The sequence below is a fragment of the Microbacterium sp. 10L49 genome, from assembly GCF_056395125.1.
The window spans coordinates 912,117-928,890 of sequence record NZ_JBFTIW010000001.1 but is presented as its reverse complement, the minus strand read 5'-3'; the positions used below and the strand labels follow the sequence as shown (position 1 = coordinate 928,890).

General features: G+C 70.7%; 15 protein-coding genes. 13 read left to right on the top strand and 2 right to left on the bottom strand.

Translation table 11 applies throughout. The features are described 5' to 3' along the window. Nucleotides 1-78: 78 nt before the first annotated feature. From AC1DCT_RS04405 to AC1DCT_RS04390, 4 genes are all read left to right on the top strand, one after another. On the top strand, nucleotides 79-1,836 hold the full coding sequence (locus AC1DCT_RS04405; protein WP_477427686.1) for a proline--tRNA ligase: 1,758 nt from the start codon (nucleotides 79-81) through the stop codon (nucleotides 1,834-1,836). A 130-nt stretch (nucleotides 1,837-1,966) separates the two neighbouring features. Further along, a complete protein-coding gene (locus AC1DCT_RS04400; RefSeq protein WP_477427684.1) occupies nucleotides 1,967-2,563 on the top strand; it encodes a pyridoxamine 5'-phosphate oxidase family protein in 597 nt (198 codons plus the stop codon). Then, on the top strand, nucleotides 2,560-3,000 hold the full coding sequence (locus AC1DCT_RS04395) for a cupin domain-containing protein (RefSeq protein WP_477427683.1): 441 nt from the start codon (nucleotides 2,560-2,562) through the stop codon (nucleotides 2,998-3,000). Before AC1DCT_RS04400 ends, AC1DCT_RS04395 begins: the two co-directional genes overlap by 4 nt. Before the next feature lie 72 nt (nucleotides 3,001-3,072). Next, nucleotides 3,073-4,113, top strand: a complete 1,041-nt coding sequence (locus AC1DCT_RS04390) for an LOG family protein (RefSeq protein ID WP_440732178.1) — start codon at nucleotides 3,073-3,075, stop codon at nucleotides 4,111-4,113. Nucleotides 4,114-4,126: 13 nt separating this feature from the next. On the opposite strand, the gene AC1DCT_RS04385 is transcribed toward AC1DCT_RS04390, so the two are convergent. Beyond that, nucleotides 4,127-5,485 carry a flavin monoamine oxidase family protein gene (locus AC1DCT_RS04385; RefSeq protein ID WP_477427681.1) on the bottom strand — a complete coding sequence of 453 codons (1,359 nt, stop codon included), beginning with the start codon at nucleotides 5,483-5,485 and terminating at the stop codon, nucleotides 4,127-4,129. Between the two features lie 143 nt (nucleotides 5,486-5,628). Here AC1DCT_RS04385 and nusA point away from each other — a divergent pair, with 143 nt between their 5' ends. From nusA to AC1DCT_RS04360, 5 genes are all read left to right on the top strand, one after another. After that, on the top strand, nucleotides 5,629-6,618 hold the full coding sequence (nusA, locus tag AC1DCT_RS04380; protein ID WP_440732176.1) for a transcription termination factor NusA: 990 nt from the start codon (nucleotides 5,629-5,631) through the stop codon (nucleotides 6,616-6,618). A 35-nt stretch (nucleotides 6,619-6,653) separates the two neighbouring features. After that, on the top strand, nucleotides 6,654-6,944 hold the full coding sequence (locus AC1DCT_RS04375; protein ID WP_440732175.1) for a YlxR family protein: 291 nt from the start codon (nucleotides 6,654-6,656) through the stop codon (nucleotides 6,942-6,944). Nucleotides 6,945-7,003: 59 nt separating this feature from the next. Then, nucleotides 7,004-9,775, top strand: coding sequence for a translation initiation factor IF-2 (infB, locus tag AC1DCT_RS04370; protein ID WP_477427679.1), 2,772 nt, complete (start codon nucleotides 7,004-7,006; stop codon nucleotides 9,773-9,775). A gap of 142 nt (nucleotides 9,776-9,917) precedes the next feature. After that, a complete protein-coding gene (gene rbfA, locus AC1DCT_RS04365) occupies nucleotides 9,918-10,349 on the top strand; it encodes a 30S ribosome-binding factor RbfA (protein ID WP_440732173.1) in 432 nt (143 codons plus the stop codon). A gap of 331 nt (nucleotides 10,350-10,680) precedes the next feature. Next, nucleotides 10,681-12,732, top strand: a complete 2,052-nt coding sequence (locus AC1DCT_RS04360) for a LuxR C-terminal-related transcriptional regulator (RefSeq protein ID WP_477427677.1) — start codon at nucleotides 10,681-10,683, stop codon at nucleotides 12,730-12,732. A gap of 32 nt (nucleotides 12,733-12,764) precedes the next feature. Here the strand turns inward: AC1DCT_RS04360 and AC1DCT_RS04355 are convergent, their stop codons facing one another. Further along, nucleotides 12,765-13,661, bottom strand: coding sequence for an HhH-GPD family protein (locus tag AC1DCT_RS04355; RefSeq protein ID WP_441976006.1), 897 nt, complete (start codon nucleotides 13,659-13,661; stop codon nucleotides 12,765-12,767). 89 nt (nucleotides 13,662-13,750) lie between these two features. On the opposite strand from AC1DCT_RS04355, the gene truB reads away from it, so the two are divergent. From truB to AC1DCT_RS04335, 4 genes are all read left to right on the top strand, one after another. Continuing rightward, nucleotides 13,751-14,647 (top strand): tRNA pseudouridine(55) synthase TruB, encoded by an 897-nt coding sequence (truB, locus tag AC1DCT_RS04350; protein WP_441976007.1) that lies wholly within the window; start codon nucleotides 13,751-13,753, stop codon nucleotides 14,645-14,647. Next, on the top strand, nucleotides 14,644-15,015 hold the full coding sequence (locus tag AC1DCT_RS04345) for a hypothetical protein (protein ID WP_441976008.1): 372 nt from the start codon (nucleotides 14,644-14,646) through the stop codon (nucleotides 15,013-15,015). The genes truB and AC1DCT_RS04345 overlap by 4 nt, the downstream gene beginning before the upstream one ends. A gap of 139 nt (nucleotides 15,016-15,154) precedes the next feature. Further along, the gene (locus AC1DCT_RS04340) at nucleotides 15,155-15,586 is read left to right on the top strand and encodes a hypothetical protein (RefSeq protein ID WP_441976149.1); all 432 of its coding nucleotides are present in this window, start codon (nucleotides 15,155-15,157) and stop codon (nucleotides 15,584-15,586) included. Continuing rightward, a complete protein-coding gene (locus AC1DCT_RS04335) occupies nucleotides 15,583-16,560 on the top strand; it encodes a bifunctional riboflavin kinase/FAD synthetase (RefSeq protein WP_477427675.1) in 978 nt (325 codons plus the stop codon). Before AC1DCT_RS04340 ends, AC1DCT_RS04335 begins: the two co-directional genes overlap by 4 nt. Nucleotides 16,561-16,774 lie beyond the last annotated feature (214 nt).

Below are 16,774 nucleotides of genomic sequence, written 5' to 3'. Positions count from 1 at the left end.
CTGAGCCGATCCGTCCGACCGATCGCCCCGCCTGCGCACCCGCACAGGCGGGGCGATCGCCGTCACTAGACTTGTGCCGTGGTGACTCGTCTCTCGAACTTCTTCCTCCGTACGCTCCGCGAAGACCCGGCCGGCGCCGAGGTTGCGAGCCACAAGCTGTTGATCCGCGCCGGATACATCCGACCGCAGGCTGCCGGCATCTTCGCCTGGCTCCCACTGGGTCTGCGCGTCAAGGCGCGGATCGAGAAGGTCGTCCGTGAGGAGATGGCTGCCGCGGGCGCTCAGGAGGTGCATTTCCCCGCCCTCATGCCGCGCGAGGCATACGAAGCGACAGGGCGCTGGGAGGAATACGGCGACCTGCTCTTCCGCCTGAACGATCGCAAGGGTGGCGACTACCTCCTCGCGCCCACGCACGAGGAGGCGTTCACTCTGCTCGTGAAGGACCTGTACTCCTCGTACAAGGACCTGCCGCTGACGATCTACCAGATCCAGGACAAGTACCGGGACGAGGCCCGGCCCCGGGCCGGACTCCTGCGCGGCCGTGAGTTCACGATGAAGGACGCGTACTCCTTCGACGCCAGTGACGCCGGCCTCGACGCCAGCTATCAGGCACAGCGTGACGCCTACGAGCGGATCTTCCAGCGCCTCGGGCTGGAATACGTCATCGTGCAGGCCGATGCCGGGGCGATGGGCGGCTCCCGCAGCGAGGAGTTCCTGCACCCGACCCCCGTCGGCGAGGACACCTTCGTGCGTTCCGGTGGCGGCTACGCGGCCAACGTCGAGGCGTACACGACGGCCGTCCCCGACGTGGTCCCGTTCGACGCCGACGGCGCTCCCGTGATCTTCGACTCGCCGAACACGCCCACGATCGAGACGCTGGTGGCGCACGCGAACGCGAACCTCGAGGGGGAGTTCACCGCGGCCGACACGCTCAAGAACGTCGTGCTCGCGCTCACTCACCTCGACGGCACCCGCGAACTGGTCGTCGTCGGGATCCCGGGCGACCGCGAGGTCGATGAGAAACGCGCCGAGGTCGCCTTCGCTCCCGCCGAAGTCGAAGCCGCGACGGCGGACGACTTCGAGAACAACCCGCTGCTCGTCAAGGGCTACATCGGCCCGTGGTCGCCCACGGGGGCGATCCTCGGCGAGGAGTCCGCGACCGGGATCCGTTACCTCCTCGATCCCCGCATCGTCGAAGGCACGAGCTGGATCACCGGCGCCAACATCGACCAGAAGCACGCGCACTCCGTGATCGCCGGCCGTGACTTCGCCGCAGACGGCGTCGTGGAGATCGCGAACGTGCGCGAGGGCGACCCCGCGCCCGACGGATCCGGCCCGGTGCATCTCGCGCGCGGCATGGAGATCGGCCACGTCTTCCAACTCGGCCGCAAGTACGCCGAGGCGCTCGGGCTGAAGGTGCTCGACGAGAACGGCAAGCTGGTGACCGTCACGATGGGCTCCTACGGCATCGGCGTGACCCGGATCCTCGCGATCATCGCCGAGCTCAACAACGACGAGAAGGGACTGATCTGGCCCGCCGCGGTCGCGCCGTTCGACGTTCACGTGGTGGCGGCCGGTCGCGATCAGCTCGCCTTCGATGTCGCGGCTGACGTGTCCGCGCAGCTCGAGGCAGCCGGGCTCGACGTGCTGTACGACGACCGCCCCAAGGTCTCGCCCGGTGTGAAGTTCGGCGACGCCGAGCTGGTCGGCGTGCCGCGTGTGCTCGTCGTCGGCCGCGGTGCCGCCGACGGCCAGGTCGAGCTGTGGGACCGCCGCACCGGCGAACGTGACACCGTCTCCATCGAGAAGGCAGTGCAGTCGCTCACTGCGCGCTGAGCGACGACACCTTGCGAAGCCCCGCGCATCCGACGAGGATGCGCGGGGCTTCGTCGTGAGATCCGTGCGGGGCAGCCCGGTTCGCGGCGCGCTGGGTCGGCCGCCGGCGCGCGTCCTGCAGGATGGAGACATGGAGACCACGCCTGCCGCCTGGCTGCGAGCACGCCCCGCGCTCACCGGATCCGCACCGGCGCTGCACCCCGGATCGGTGCCGGACGATCCGCTCGCCCTCTTTCTGAACTGGATCACCACCGCGGCCGAGGCGGGAGTCGCCGAACCGCATGCGGCGACCCTGGCGACGGTCGATGCCGATGGCGTTCCGGACTCGCGCACGCTCATCCTCAAGGATGTCGACGAGCGCGGCTGGGCGTTCGCCGGACCGCGCTCATCCGCCAAGGGGCAGCAGCTCGCGGCGAACCCCGCGGCCGCCCTGAACTTCTGGTGGCAGCCGGTGCTGCGCGCCGTGAGGGTGCGCGGCCCCGTGCGCGAAGCCGCGTCCGACGAGAGCGCGGCCGACCTCGCGGCGCGATCGGCCGCGGCGCGGGCCGGTGTGGCCGAGGGGGACTGGGTGCTCTGGCGGATCGTGCCGAGCCGGATCGAGTTCTGGCAGGGCTCGACCGATCGTCGGCATACCCGCATCGTGTACACGCGCGACGGATCAGGATGGCTCCGGACACGGCGTGATGGTGAGGAAGCGCGCGAGAGCGCAGAGGAGGAGAGTGCATGAGCGACTACGAGGTCATGAGCATCGGCAGCCCGGACGAATGGCGGGACTTCCACGGCGGGTTCGACGAGTCTCGCTCCCGCGACGGACGACGCGTCGTCGATCATGAGCTGACCATGCAGTACATCGGCATGACCGCCAACGCCCTGATTCCCGGCGAGGAGGCGGGCTACTGGCACACCCACTCCCGGATCGAGGAGCTCTACGTCTTCCTCGCCGGGCACGGTCAGATGGGTGTCGGCGACGATGTCGTGGAAGTCGGGCCCGGCACGGTCGTGCGCGTCGGCCAGGGCGTGCCGCGCACATGGCGCGCGCGACCGGACAGCACCGGCGAACTGCGCTGGCTATGCATCCGCGCCGGTGGCGAGGCGCTGCCGTACTTCCCCGACGACAGTGCGCGGCTGCCGGAGCGGCCGATGCCCTGGACTGCGCTGGGCTGAGAGAGCCCACGGGGCATCGTCCGCTCCGCGCGGCGGCACCCGCCCTTCATCGCGGCGTGACACGCTGGAGGCATGACCGACGAGATCCTGCCTCCGACCCTCCGGGCCGAGATCAACACGGTGCTCGACGGCGCCGGAGTGCGCGCCGACCGGCGTCTCATCCTGCGTATGCTGCAGACCGCAGTGCTGCTCGGCGAGGACGGCGCGGACCGTCTCGACCTGAAGATCGCCTCCGCCGCGCTCAGCGAGATGCGTGATGCGTTCCGGCTGTTCGCGCCGTTCCACGGGGTTCCGAAGGTAACGGTTTTCGGATCCGCCCGCACCGCCCAGGACGACCCGCTGTACCGGCAGGCGCGCGACGTGGCGGCCGCGCTCGCCGCGGAGGGCTGGATGGTGGTCACGGGCGCGGGCCCGGGGATCATGCAGGCCGCTGCTGAGGGCGCGGGCCCCGAGCGCTCTCTCGGGGTGTCCATCCGACTCCCGTTCGAGGAGAAGGCGAACACGATCGTCGGCGAGCAGGAGCACGTCGTGGCGATGAAGTACTTCTTCACGCGCAAGCTCATGCTGATGAAGGAGTCCCGCGGCTTCATCTGCCTCCCCGGCGGCTTCGGCACCCTGGACGAGATGTTCGAGCTGCTCACCCTGCAGCAGACCGGCAAGGCCGAACCCATGCCGATCGTGCTGCTGGACGAGCCCGGCGGGACGTTCTGGCGCGGCCTGGAGCGCTTCGTGCAGGAGGACCTCGCACCGACCGGGGTGATCTCTCCCGGCGACTTCGACCGCGTCCAGATCACGGACTCGGTGTCGGAGGCGACGGCCGTCATCACCGGGTTCTGGCGCAACTACGACTCGCTGCGGTGGGTGGGCGATCTGCTGGTGCTGCGGCTGCGCGCCGCTGCGACCTCCGACGAGATCGCCCAGCTGAACGAGCAGTTCGGATCCCTGCTCTCATCCGGCCGCATCGAAGCATCCGGCCCGCACCCGGCCGAACTGGCCGACAAGGACCGGGTCGAGCTGCCGCGGCTGTCGATGCACCTGGATCAGCGCGCGGTCGGCGGCCTGTTCCGCATCATCGGTGCGATCAACCGATTCGGATCCGCGCCGCGCCGTTGACCCGGCCCGCGACTCAGGCTTCGGAGCGCAGGATCCCCGCGGCGAAGGCGTCGAGATCGACGGCGTGGCCGAGGACGCGCTCTGCGGCGCGCACCCCCGAGGCATAGGCGCCGCCGACCGTCGCCGGCTCTGCGCCCCAGGTGGCCTCTCCAGCGAAGTGCAGCATCCCGTCGACCGGGCCTGCGAGGGCGTCGTGGTCCTCGTGCGAGGATCCGGTCGCGAGGTGCGAGTAGGAGCCCTGCGAGAACGGATCCTGTCCCCAGCGCGTGATCCAGCGCGCGACCGGCGTGGGGATGTCCTCGCCGTAGAGCCGGCGCAGCGCCGCCATGGCATCGGCGGAGATCACGTCGTCGGTCAGCGTCTGCACACGCTTCCCGAACGGCCCGGCGGCGAAGGTCAGCAGCGTGGGCCGGCCGCTGATCGCGGACACGTCGTACCAGGAGTGCCAGTGCTCGCCGGGCTCGCCGAGAGCGCGGATCGCGTACACCCCCTCCTCCCAGAAGCGCTCGGGGAACTGCAGGAAGATCTTGTTGAACACGCCCATCCCGAGCCGCGCGATCGGATCCGCGATCTCTGCCGGCAGCGCGGGCTCGAACGCGATCGCGCCGGCCTTCAGCACGCCGAGGGGCACGGTGACGACCGCCCGTGCGGCCGTGAAGACGCCGCGATCGGTCTCGACCCGCACTCCCTCCGTGCTGCGCACGATGCGCCGCACCACGTGCTCGAGCCGGACATCGAGCCCGGCGGCGATGCGGGCGGGCAACTCGTCATAACCGCGCGGGAAGACGACCTCGTCGCCGTCGATCGCGTCCTCGTCGAGCCCGTGCGCGTCGAGGTCGCCGATCCAGGCGCCGCACTGCTCCTCGACGCGGTGCCGGAAGAACTCGCGGATCTCGTCGACGCGCTCCGGATCCATCGCATCCCGGTGCCGCTCCAGGGCGTCCAAGGCGCGCTCCGTCACCTCGAGGTAGGTGTCGCCGGGGGAGGACCGGGAGATCTCCTGCTCCACCGCGAGGTCGGCCGCGGCGACGTCGGTGACCCACTGCGCACTCTCTGCGGCGGACAGGCGCCGCGCCTCGCCGTCGAAGTCGGCGATGGGGCGGCCGCCGGCCTGGAAGCTGCCCACGGTGAACTCGATGGTCGGCACGTTCAGGGCCCGCACGAGCTCCCACAGCGGGGAATCCTCGATGCCATGGATCCAGGACGCGCCGAGATCCACGGAGAAGCCCGCGCCGCGGTCCGTGTGCATGCGCCCGCCGACCCGGTCCCGCGCCTCCAGCACGGCCACGCGCTGCCCGGCCGCGGTGAGCAGCCGCGCTGCGGTCGTACCGGACATGCCGGCGCCGATCACGATCGTGTCGAACTCGGGCACGCGTTCTCCTCGGGGGTCTTCGTCGGTGGGATCTCGGACCCGGCGGCCACCAGCCTTCGCCGAGACGGGTCTCGCCAGGGTATCGTTGTACGGATGTCGTGCGTGCGGGTGCGCGCCGACGAGAGCTGAACAGGGAGGCCGTCATGGATATCGATCTCGGGTTGCTGCGCACGATCGAGCGGGAGAAGGAGATCCCCTTCGACGAGCTGATCGCGATCATCGAACAGGCCGTCCTGACCGCCTACGCCAAGCATGACTCGGCGGAGGGCGTGCTGACCGAAGGCGCCCGCGTCGAGCTCGACCGCAAGACCGGCCACGTCGCCGTGCTGATCCCCGTGCGCGATGAGGAGGGTGCGGTCATCGGCGAGGAGGACTCCACTCCCGATGACTTCGGCCGCATCGCCGCCTTCGCCGCGAAGCAGGTCATCGGCCAGCGCCTGCGCGACATCGCCGACGACGCCGTTCTCGGCGAGTTCCGCGGCAAGGAGGGCGACATCGTCGCCGGTGTCATCCAGCAGGGCCCGAACCCGCGCATGATCCACGTCGACCTCGGATCCGTCGAGGCGATCCTCCCGCCCGAGGAGCAGGTCCCAGGTGAGGAGTACACGCACGGAACCCGCATCCGGGTCTACGTGACGTCGGTCGCCAAGGGGATGAAGGGTCCCGCGATCACCGTGTCCCGCACGCACCCGGGTCTCGTGCGCAAGCTCTTCGCACTCGAAGTGCCGGAGATCGCCGCGGGCCTCGTCGAGATCGTCGCGCTGGCCCGTGAGGCCGGGCACCGCAGCAAGATCGCGGTGAAGGCGAACGACCCCGCCATCAACGCCAAGGGCGCGTGCATCGGCGAGATGGGCCGCCGTGTCCGCGCGGTCACCGAGGAGCTCGCGGGGGAGAAGATCGACATCGTCGACTATCACCAGGATCTCGCGACGTTCGTCGCGCATGCGCTGTCGCCCGCCAAGGTCACCAGCGCGTTCGTGCTCGACGCCGGCACGAAGGCCGTGCGGGCCCTGGTGCCCGACTACCAGCTGTCGCTCGCGATCGGCAAGGAGGGGCAGAACGCCCGCCTCGCTGCGAAGCTCACCGGCGCCAAGATCGACATCCAGCCGGACTCGATCCTCGACGGGGCCTGAGCGGCCGCGTTCGCCTGCCGCGCCCGAGGTGTAAGATGGATCCTGTACGAACGTGTGTCGGTTGCCGCGCTCGTGCATCTCGCACCGCCCTGCTCAGGGTGGCAATCCGGAATGGTGAGCTCGTCTTCGACGAGCAGGCCGTGCTGCCGGGGCGGGGTGCGTGGGTGCATCCGACTCCGGAGTGCGTGGACACCGCCCTGCGGCGACGCGCCTTCGCCCGTGCACTCCGTGTGTCCACTGCGATGGAATTCCCGGAAGCAGAGAACATGCAGACCCTCGAGAAACGGCTGAACGGCTATGGAAACAAAGTGAACGGCTCGAAATGAGACCCGTCCGCGACTAGTGGTCTGCCCTGCCAGGGCGGACCGACCCTGACAGGAGAATTGTGGCTGGTAAACCACGCGTGCACGAGATCGCCGCCGAACTCGGCGTCGACAGCAAGTTTGCACTCGCGAAGCTCAAGGAGCTCGGCGAGTTCGTGAAGTCCCCCTCATCCACGATCGAGCCCCCGGTCGCGCGCAAGCTGCGTGCTGCCATCGAGGCCGACAAGCCGGCCGGCGCCGCTTCCGCGACCGCCCCGGCCGCCAAGCCTGCTGCGGCCACCCCCGCAGCAGCGTCTTCCGGCGCGCCCAAGCCCGGCCCGAAGGCGCCGACTCCCGGCCCGAAGCCGGGACCGGCCAAGCCCGCAGAGCCGACCCCGGCACCGGCGGCCGAGGCTCCCGCGGCTCCGGCTGCGCCCTCTCCGGCCCAGACCGCTGCGGAGAAGCCGTCTGCGGACAAGCCCGGCGGATCCGGCGCCCCGCGCCCCGGCGCACCTCGCCCCGGCAACAACCCGTTCGCCTCGCAGCAGGGTATGGGCTCGCGTCCCGCGGGTCCGCGTCCGGGTAACAACCCGTTCGCCTCCGCGCAGGGCATGGGCCAGCGCCCGACGCCGGGCAACATCCCGCGTCCGCAGGCTCCGCGCCCCGGCTCGCCGCGCGTCGGCGGCCCCCGTCCCGGCCCCGGCGGCCGTGCCGGTGGTCCCGGTCGTCCCGGCGGTGCCGGTCGTCCCGGCGCTCCGTTCCAGCAGCGCACCGGCGGCCCCGGCCGTCCCGGTGGTGCCGGTGCCGGTGGGTTCCAGCGCCCCGGTGGCGCTCCTGGTGCCCCGGCCGGCGGTTTCGCCGGTCGTCCCGGCGGTGGCGGCGGCCGCGGCCGCGGCCCCGGCGGCGGTACGGCCGGCGCGTTCGGCAAGGGCGGCGGCAAGAGCAAGCAGCGCAAGTCGCGGCGGGCGAAGCGGCAGGAATTCGAGATGCGGTCGGCGCCGGTCGTCGGCGGCGTCAACGTCTCGAAGGGCAACGGCGAGATCATCCGTCTGCGTCGCGGTGCTTCGATCGCCGACTTCGCGGACAAGCTCGAGGCATTGCGCGGCTACACCGTGCAGCCCGGCACGCTCGTGACGATCCTGTTCAACCTCGGCGAGATGGCCACGGCCACCGAGTCGCTGGACGAGGCGACGTTCGAGGTGCTCGGCGCCGAGCTCGGTTACACGATTCAGATGGTCTCGCCCGAGGACGAGGACAAGGAGCTCCTCGAGGGCTTCGGTCTCGACCTCGAGGCCGAGCTGGAGGCGGAGAGCGAGGAGGACCTCGAGATCCGTCCCCCGGTGGTCACCGTCATGGGTCACGTCGATCACGGTAAGACCCGACTGCTCGACGCGATCCGGCAGACCAACGTCATCGAGGGCGAGGCCGGTGGCATCACCCAGCACATCGGTGCCTACCAGGTGTGGACCGAGCACGAGGGCATCGAGCGCGCGATCACCTTCATCGACACTCCGGGTCACGAGGCGTTCACCGCCATGCGTGCCCGTGGTGCGCAGGTGACCGACATCGCGATCCTCGTGGTCGCGGCCGACGACGGCATCATGCCGCAGACGGTGGAGGCGCTCAACCACGCCCAGGCGGCCGGGGTGCCGATCGTGGTCGCGGTCAACAAGGTCGACAAGCCCGAGGCCAACCCGGCCAAGGTCCGTCAGCAGCTCACCGAGTACGGCCTGGTCGCAGAGGAGTACGGCGGCGACGTCATCTTCGTGGACGTCTCCGCACGTGCCAACACCGGAATCCAGGAGCTCCTGGACGCCGTTCTGCTCACCGCGGACGCCGGTCTGGACCTCACCGCGAACCCGAACAAGGCCGCGCGAGGCATCGCCATCGAGGCGAAGCTCGACAAGGGCCGCGGTTCGGTCGCCACGGTGCTGATCCAGTCCGGAACCCTCCGGATCGGTGACGCGATCGTCGCGGGCACCGCATACGGACGCGTCCGCGCCATGATCGACGAGAACGGTGACGCGGTCGAGGCCGCAGCTCCCTCCCGCCCGGTCCAGGTGCAGGGTCTGAACTCGGTCCCGCGTGCCGGTGACGTCTTCATCGTGACCGACGAGGACCGCATGGCCCGTCAGATCGCCGAGAAGCGTGAAGCCGTCGAGCGCAACGCGCAGCTGGCGAAGGCCCGCAAGCGCATCTCGCTCGAGGACTTCACCCGTGCTCTCGAAGAGGGCAAGGTCGAGACGCTCAACCTCATCATCAAGGGCGACGTGTCCGGTGCCGTCGAGGCGCTGGAGGAGTCGCTGCTCAAGATCGAGGTCGACGACTCGGTGCAGCTGCGCATCATCCACCGCGGTGTCGGCGCGGTCACCGAGTCGGACGTGAACCTGGCGACGATCGACAACGCGATCATCGTGGGCTTCAACGTCCGCCCCGACCCGAAGGCCCGTGAGGCGGCGTCCCGCGAGGGCGTCGACGTGCGGTTCTACTCGGTCATCTACAACGCGATCGACGAGATCGAGAACTCCCTGAAGGGCATGCTCAAGCCGGAGTTCGAAGAGGTCCAGTCGGGTGTCGCCGAGATCCGCGAGGTGTTCCGCTCCTCGAAGTTCGGCAACATCGCCGGTGTCATCGTGCGGTCGGGAACGATCACGCGCAACGCCAAGGCGCGCGTCATCCGCGACGGCATCGTCCTCGCCGATGGCCTGGCCATCGAGTCGCTGCGCCGCTTCAAGGACGACGTCACCGAGGTCCGCACGGACTTCGAGGCGGGTATCGGCCTGGGCAAGTACAACGACATCCAGGTCGGCGACGAGATCGAGACGACCGAGATGGTGGAGAAGCCGCGCGCATAAGCACGTGGTTGCGCAGGATGGCATCCTGTGCCGACCTTACGGGGCCCCGGTCCGCTTCGCGGACGCCCCGACGGTCGTCACAGGGTGCCTTCCTGCTCCGCGCTTGCGTTCCACGCGGGCGAAAGAGTGAGAGGGTAAGGACATGGCCGGAGAACGACAGGCACGACTCGCGGATCGGATCCGCGTCATCCTCGCTGAGCGGCTGGAGAAGGGGCTGCGGGATCCGCGCCTCGGCTTCGTGACGATCACCGACGTGCGCGTCACCGGTGATCTGCAGCACGCGTCCGCGTTCTACACCGTGCTCGGCACGGAGGAGGAGCGCGTGGCCTCGGGTGCGGCGCTCACGTCAGCGACCGGGCTCCTGCGCAAGGAGGTCGGACGTCAGCTCGGCATCCGGCTCGTGCCCACGCTCGAGTTCATCCCCGACGCGCTGCCCGAGAACGCCGACCACATCAGTGATCTGCTCCGGCAGGCGCGCGAACGTGACGAGCAGGTCGCCGGCATCGCCGCGTCCGCCGCGTTCGCGGGCGAGGAAGATCCGTATGTGAAGCCCCGCGAGGGCGACGAGGACTGATCGATTCAGGGCGGTGCCATGGCACCGTGACATCGCTGCGAGAGGCCCCGGGACACTGTGTCCCAGGGCCTCTCGTCGTTGCTTGCGCGCATGTCTCCTGCGTTGGGCGATTATTCCACCGGGTCTAAGAAGTTGGGATCCGCGCTCGTCTCTTGTTAGCATCCAACCCACGTGCGCGAAGTGGCGCACGATGGCGGCGGGGGGCTGCGCAGCGATGAACGGCGCGACGACAGGCAGGACCGAAGAGCGGGCGAGGATCCGGGCGCCCGGTGCGCCGTCGGAGGATAAGTCCGACCGTCTGGCCTGCGGCACCCACGATGTCGCGCCGCACGTGCGCTCCGCGATCGATCGCATCTGCGGTGGTGACGCCGTCGCGGCCGCTGAGATGCTGGCCGCGCTGGATCCTGAACATCGCCGGGGATGGCGGGTGCTGCCCGACGCCCTTCCGGCAGCCCCCGCGCTGGAGGCGCATGCTCAGCGCGTGCTGCCGCGCGACGCGGATCGGGAGCGCGCATTCGCGCTCGCGCTGTGCGGCTCAGGATCGGTGCAGGCGCTGGGCGCGATCGTGGGGTGTGATCCGGACGGCGTTGCTCGGTCGCAGCTCGTCGGTCTCGCCGAGCTGCGCGGCGGGAGGTTCCATTTTGCCGATCCGACACTGCGTGCGCATCTGCTGGCGACGGCGACATCGCAGGATCGGTTGCGTGCACACCAACGGCTGGCCGTGGTGCTCGCCGAGGCAGGGGATGAGCACGCGGCGTTGTGGCACCGCGCCCGTGGCGCCGTGGCGGCCGATCCCGGCCTGGTCGAACCGCTCATCGAGCTGGCGTACGCGGCGCTGCGCGACGGAGCTGCCGAGCGTGCCTGGTCCTGCGCGGCAGAGGCCGTGGAGCATGCCGAACCGGGATCGTCCGCGCACGCGAGCGCGCTGCTGTGCAGCGGACGTGCGGCGCTGGCCGGAGGCTGGGTAGCGGATGCCGTGGAACGCATCGAGCAGGCGATGCGCGTCGACGGCGCACATCGTGGTGAGGCGACGGCGGCCTTCGTGCTCGCGCACACGCTGCGACAGGGCGCGGTGCCGGCGCCCGATCTGCTGGTCCCGCTTGATGCGTCCGGCCCGGGATACCGGCTCGCCGCGGTGCTGGGCGCGTCCCTCGGCGCTGAGCGCGGTGACCGCGAACGCAGCACCGCGTGGCTCGCCATCGCGGCACGACTCGGTGAGGACACGGAGGTGCGGGCGACGCTGCTGGCCTGGTGCGATGCGCTGGCGGGCCACGCGGATGCAGGGGCGATCGACGACGGCGACGCCGTCCAGCGCGTGGCGCACGCGCTCTGCGCCGGCCTCGACGGCGACCCGGATGCCGGGGTGCGCGCACTGGCCGAGCCTGTCGCGATCCGCGGCGACGCTCCCGTGACCGGTCTGCAGGAGCATGGTCCGCTGCTGCGCGCCCGCCGTGCCGTCGCCGAAGTGCTGCTGCATGTCTGGGCGGGACGCATCGGCACCGCCCATGAGCTTCTCGCCGCGTCCGCGGCGGAGCTCCCCGTGGCGCTGCCGTTCGCCGGTCTCGCCGTGGCGTTGTCCCGGCGACTGGATCTCGCCGTGGACGGCCGCATCGGAGCGTTGTCGCGGGAGCTCGCCGCATCCGTTCCGTGGCCGCAGGAGCCCGATGGCTTCGTGGACCGCGCCATCGACGCCTATCTGCAGGGACGCAGCGATGAGGCCGCCGTGCACATGGGCCTGTGGACGGACCGCGGCAGACCCTCCGAGCCCCTCGGTCTGCCCGGGTTGGACGAGATCGGTCCGCTGGGTGCGGCGACGGCGCCGGAGCCTCCCGAGGCGACGGCGGCACGGACCTTGCGCGAGCGCGTCAGAGCCGCGCGCGAGTCATCCTGGCGTACCGACCTCGATGCGGTGGCCGAGGAGAGCCGGGGGATCCGTTCGCCTTTCGAGCGGGCAAGGGTCGAGGCGCTGCTGGGCTCCACATGCGCGGCACGGGGCGACCGCGGCCGAGGCGTGCGGCACCTGCGCGCCGCGCGGAGCCTGTTCGAGGAGTCCGGGGCGCGGGCATGGCGCGGCATGGTCGATCGACGACTGCGGATGATGGCCGAGCGTCGGCTGCGCGCGGCGGAAGCCGCCGGAGAGACGGGCGCCGTGCCGTCATCGCTGGAGGTCTGCCGCGCGGCCTGGGAGCCGGTCCTCACCGCCCGTGAGCTCGAGGTCGCTCTGCTCATGGCCGAGGGGCGCGCGAATCGCGAGATCGCGCTCGCGCTGCACGTCTCGGTGCGGACCGTCGAGGTGCACGGCGGCCGGATCTTCGCGAAGCTCGACGTGCGCACCCGTCACGAGCTGACGGTGCTCGCACACCGCACCGACCAGCACCTCTGAGGGGCGCGCGGACAGCGGCGGTCCGTGGCCGGTCAGCGCGGCAGCATCAGCTCGCCATCGGTGGCCTCGAGCAGCCCGTCCGCGACGAGCGAGTCGATCGCACGGTCGCGCTGCACCGGATCCGGCCAGTCGGCGAGGACGGCATCGGCGGGCAGACGGTGGCCCTCGGCGTGCCGCAACGCGCGGAGCACGCCGCCGCGCGCCTGCCGGTCCGAACCCTCGTACTTCGCCTGCCGTCGCCGCCGGTCCTCGCCGTCGGGGAAGCCCGCGGCGCGCCAGACGCAGAGCTCGGCGAGCGGGCACCGTGCGCAGTCCGCGCTGCGGGCGGTGCAGACGGTCGCACCGAGCTCCATGATCGCGGCGTTCATGACGGCGGCGTCCCCCGCCTCGTCGGGCAGCAGCGCGAGCATGTCGTCCAGATCGCGGCGTGAAGGAGGATCCGGCTGGGCCCGCCCGTGCACGGCGCGGGCGATGACCCGTCGCGTGTTGGTGTCCACGACGGGATGGCGGTCGCCGAACGCGAACACCGACACGGCGCGAGCCGTGTAGTCGCCGATGCCGGGGAGCGCCAGCAGTGCGGGGACGTCGCGCGGCGTCACCCCGCCATGCTCATCGCGGACGGCGATCGCGGCCCGGTGCAGCCACAGCGCGCGTCGGGGATATCCGAGGTTCGCCCACTGCTGCAGCACCTCGGCCGGAGTCGCCGCGGCGAGCGAGATCGGATCGGGCCAGCGTGCCAGCCACGCCTCCAGATGCGGGATCACGCGGTTGACCGGCGTCTGCTGCAGCATGAACTCGCTCACCAGCACGCCCCACGCTCCGTACGCGGCGAGGTACTCCGCCCGTCTCCAGGGCAGGTCCCGCGCGTGCTCGCGGTACCAGGCGATCAGCGCGGACGCGATCGGCGCGGAGGCGGGGGAGTCGGCCACGGGAGTCCACGCTACCGCTCCCGCGGAACCGCGTCGCATCGCCGGCGGACCGGTCGGATCCGAACTGTCGCGGCCTCTAGGCTGGGGGCATGGCAACCAGCGGCATCCTGCTCGTCGACAAGCCGGGCGGGATGACGAGTCACGACGTCGTCGCCCGCACCCGCCGGGTGTTCGGCACCCGCAAGGTCGGGCACGCCGGTACGCTCGATCCGATGGCCACCGGGCTTCTCGTCATCGGCGTCGAAGCGGCCACGCGTCTGCTCACCTTCGTGGTGGGTGCCGACAAGACCTACCACGCCACCATCCGCCTCGGTCAGAGCACGAGCACGGACGACGCGGACGGCGAGATCACCGCCTCGGCCGACCCCGAGCGTGTTTCCGCGATCGCTGCGGATGAGATCGCCGCCGGCATCGCCGCGCTCACCGGCGCCATCTCGCAGGTGCCGAGCGCCGTCTCCGCGATCAAGGTCGACGGACGCAGGGCGTACGATCGCGTGCGCGCGGGGGAGGACGTCGTCCTCGCTGCCCGCGATGTGGTGGTGTCGCGCTTCGACGTGCTCGGTGACAGCCCCGCCGACGACGGCATGCGCGACCTCGACGTCGTCGTGGACTGCTCGTCCGGAACCTACATTCGCGCCCTCGCTCGCGATCTCGGGGCGGCCCTGGGCGTCGGCGCCCACCTCACGGCGCTGCGCCGCACGCGTGTCGGGCCGTTCGACGTGGCCGATGCCTCGATGCTGGAAACTCTCGCAGAGGCGCGGCCGCTCACCGCTGCCGCTGCGGCGGCCCGGATCCTTCCCGTCCTCGCGGTCAGCGCGCAGGAAGCGGCCGATCTGCGTCACGGCAAGCGCCTGGTCGCCCAGCGTGCCAGGCTCGAGGGTCCGCGCGCCGCGGCGATCGATCCCGACGGTGTGCTGATCGGGATCGTGGAGCGTCGCGGTGATGACCTGAAGAGCGCCATGAACATGCCGGAGGGGGCGTCATGATCCTGTGGTTCACCGTCATCCAGATCGCGGTCGCGGTCGCGGCGGGCCTGTTCTGCCTGATCATGGGCTTCGCAGGCAAGCGTCCGAGTGACTGGACCGTGGGATCGCTGGCCCTGATCGAGCTGCTGCTGATCGTGCAGGTCGTCCTGGCCATCGTGCTGCCGTTCACGGGGAATCCCGCTCTCGGCGACCCGCTGGAGTACGGCGTGTATCTGGTCTCCGCCGTGCTGCTGCCGATCGGCGGAGCGGTCTGGGCGCTGCTCGAGCGCTCCCGTTGGAGCACGGTGATCATGGGCGTGGTCGCACTGTCGATCGCGGTCATGATCTGGCGGATGCAGGTGATCTGGACGACGCCGATCGGCGGCTGAGCAGCACCGGCTGTGCGGACCCGGTGTCATCGGGTTCCGTAGAATGGACCCTGCCATGAGCACCGCGCGATCCTCGACCCCGTCCGATTCCCCTGCGTCCCCATCGGGGACCTCCTCGGTCGTGCCGTCTCGCCCTCGGATGCGCGGCGTGGGCCGCGTGCTCGTGATCGTGTACGCCGTGATGGCGCTGGGAGCCACCGGCCGATCCTTCGTGCAGATCGTGCGCGCGTTCGACCAGGCTCCGCTGGCGTACTCGCTGTCGGCGGTCGCCGCGGTCGTCTACATCGTCGCGACGCTCGCTCTGATCGGATCCGGCCGCCCGGGCTGGTACCGCGTCGCCTGGGTCGCGATCGTGTTCGAGCTCGTCGGCGTGCTGGTCGTGGGCACGCTGAGTCTCACCCACCCCGCGCTCTTCCAGCACCAGACCGTGTGGTCGCAGTTCGGCCTCGGCTACGTGCTGATCCCGCTGTTCCTGCCGATGGTCGGGCTGTGGTGGCTCATCACGCATCGTCCGTCCCGCACCGTTGCCACCGTCTCCGGCGTCGGCTCGTCGGAGGGATCCGCCGCATGATCGTCTTCCGCGATCCGTCCGAGGTCCCCGCGGACTTCGGACGCACCGTCGCCGCGATCGGCAAGTTCGACGGCGTGCACGCCGGCCACCGCGCGGTGTTCCGCCGCGCGCAGCAGGACGCGGCGCGCATCGGGGCGAAGACGGTGGCCGTGACCTTCGACCGCAACCCGCTGAGCGTGCTGCGTCCGGATCGGTGCCCGGACGATCTGGTGTCCGTCGAGCGCAAGATCGAGCTGCTCTCGGCGTGCGGTCTGGATGCGGTTCTCGTGCTCACCTTCGACGAGCAGCTGGCCTCGCGCACGGCGGAGGACTTCGCCCAGGCGATTCTCGTCGACGCGCTGCATGTCGCCACCGTCCTCGTCGGCCGCGATTTCCGCTTCGGCAGTGGCGGCAGGGGAACCCCGGCGTTGCTCGCCGAGCTGGGCGCGCGGAGAGACTTCACGGTCGACGTGATCGAGGACGTCTTCCTCGAGGGCACCGATCGACGGGTTTCCTCGTCGTGGGTGCGCGAGCTGCTCTCCGCGGGTGACGTCGCGCTCGCGGGAGCCGTGCTGGGGCGCCCAGTGTCGGTGCGCGGGGAGGTCGTGCACGGTCTGAAGCGCGGCCGCGAACTCGGATTCCCGACTGCGAACCTTCCTGCCCTCCTCGACGAGATGGTGCCGGCCGACGGCGTCTACGCAGGCAGGCTGGTGGACCACACCACCGGCGTCATGCACCCCGCGGCGATCTCCGTCGGAACCAACCCCACGTTCGACGACGTGCTGCAGCGCCAGGTCGAGGCGCATGCGATCGACAGTCCCGGGCTGGACCTCTACGGCCATGACGTGACGGTGGAATTCACCCATCGGCTGCGGGGGATGACGGCCTTCGACAGCATGGATGCGCTCGTCGACGGCATCGCCTCGGACGTGGCGCAGGCGCGGCTCCTGCTGGGCGTGAGCGAACCGGATCGCGCGAACTCGCCCGCTGAGTGACCGCACGGGGGCTCGCGTGGCGTAAACTGACCGCGAACCCGTTGTGATCGACGTGCGCGATGCACGCCTGCGGGGTTCTCGTCCGCTCGGTCTGCGATGCCTCTCGGCAGCCGCCCGTCCGCGGATACGCATCGTCGGGACGCAGCATCATCCCGACGGTCATTGTTCGGATCAGTCGCCGTCCTCTGGAGACGGCATCCACGCTCAGGAGGAG

Excerpts from the sequence above, each read along its gene's own strand:
- AC1DCT_RS04400 (WP_477427684.1), top strand. The coding sequence starts at position 1,967 with ATGGAGACCACGCCTGCCGCCTGGCTGCGAGCACGCCCCGCGCTCACC.
- AC1DCT_RS04395 (WP_477427683.1), top strand. The coding sequence starts at position 2,560 with ATGAGCGACTACGAGGTCATGAGCATCGGCAGCCCGGACGAATGGCGG.
- AC1DCT_RS04390 (WP_440732178.1), top strand. The coding sequence starts at position 3,073 with ATGACCGACGAGATCCTGCCTCCGACCCTCCGGGCCGAGATCAACACG.
- nusA (WP_440732176.1), top strand. The coding sequence starts at position 5,629 with ATGGATATCGATCTCGGGTTGCTGCGCACGATCGAGCGGGAGAAGGAG.
- AC1DCT_RS04375 (WP_440732175.1), top strand. The coding sequence starts at position 6,654 with ATGGATCCTGTACGAACGTGTGTCGGTTGCCGCGCTCGTGCATCTCGC.
- rbfA (WP_440732173.1), top strand. The coding sequence starts at position 9,918 with ATGGCCGGAGAACGACAGGCACGACTCGCGGATCGGATCCGCGTCATC.
- truB (WP_441976007.1), top strand. The coding sequence starts at position 13,751 with ATGGCAACCAGCGGCATCCTGCTCGTCGACAAGCCGGGCGGGATGACG.
- AC1DCT_RS04345 (WP_441976008.1), top strand. The coding sequence starts at position 14,644 with ATGATCCTGTGGTTCACCGTCATCCAGATCGCGGTCGCGGTCGCGGCG.
- AC1DCT_RS04340 (WP_441976149.1), top strand. The coding sequence starts at position 15,155 with ATGCGCGGCGTGGGCCGCGTGCTCGTGATCGTGTACGCCGTGATGGCG.
- AC1DCT_RS04335 (WP_477427675.1), top strand. The coding sequence starts at position 15,583 with ATGATCGTCTTCCGCGATCCGTCCGAGGTCCCCGCGGACTTCGGACGC.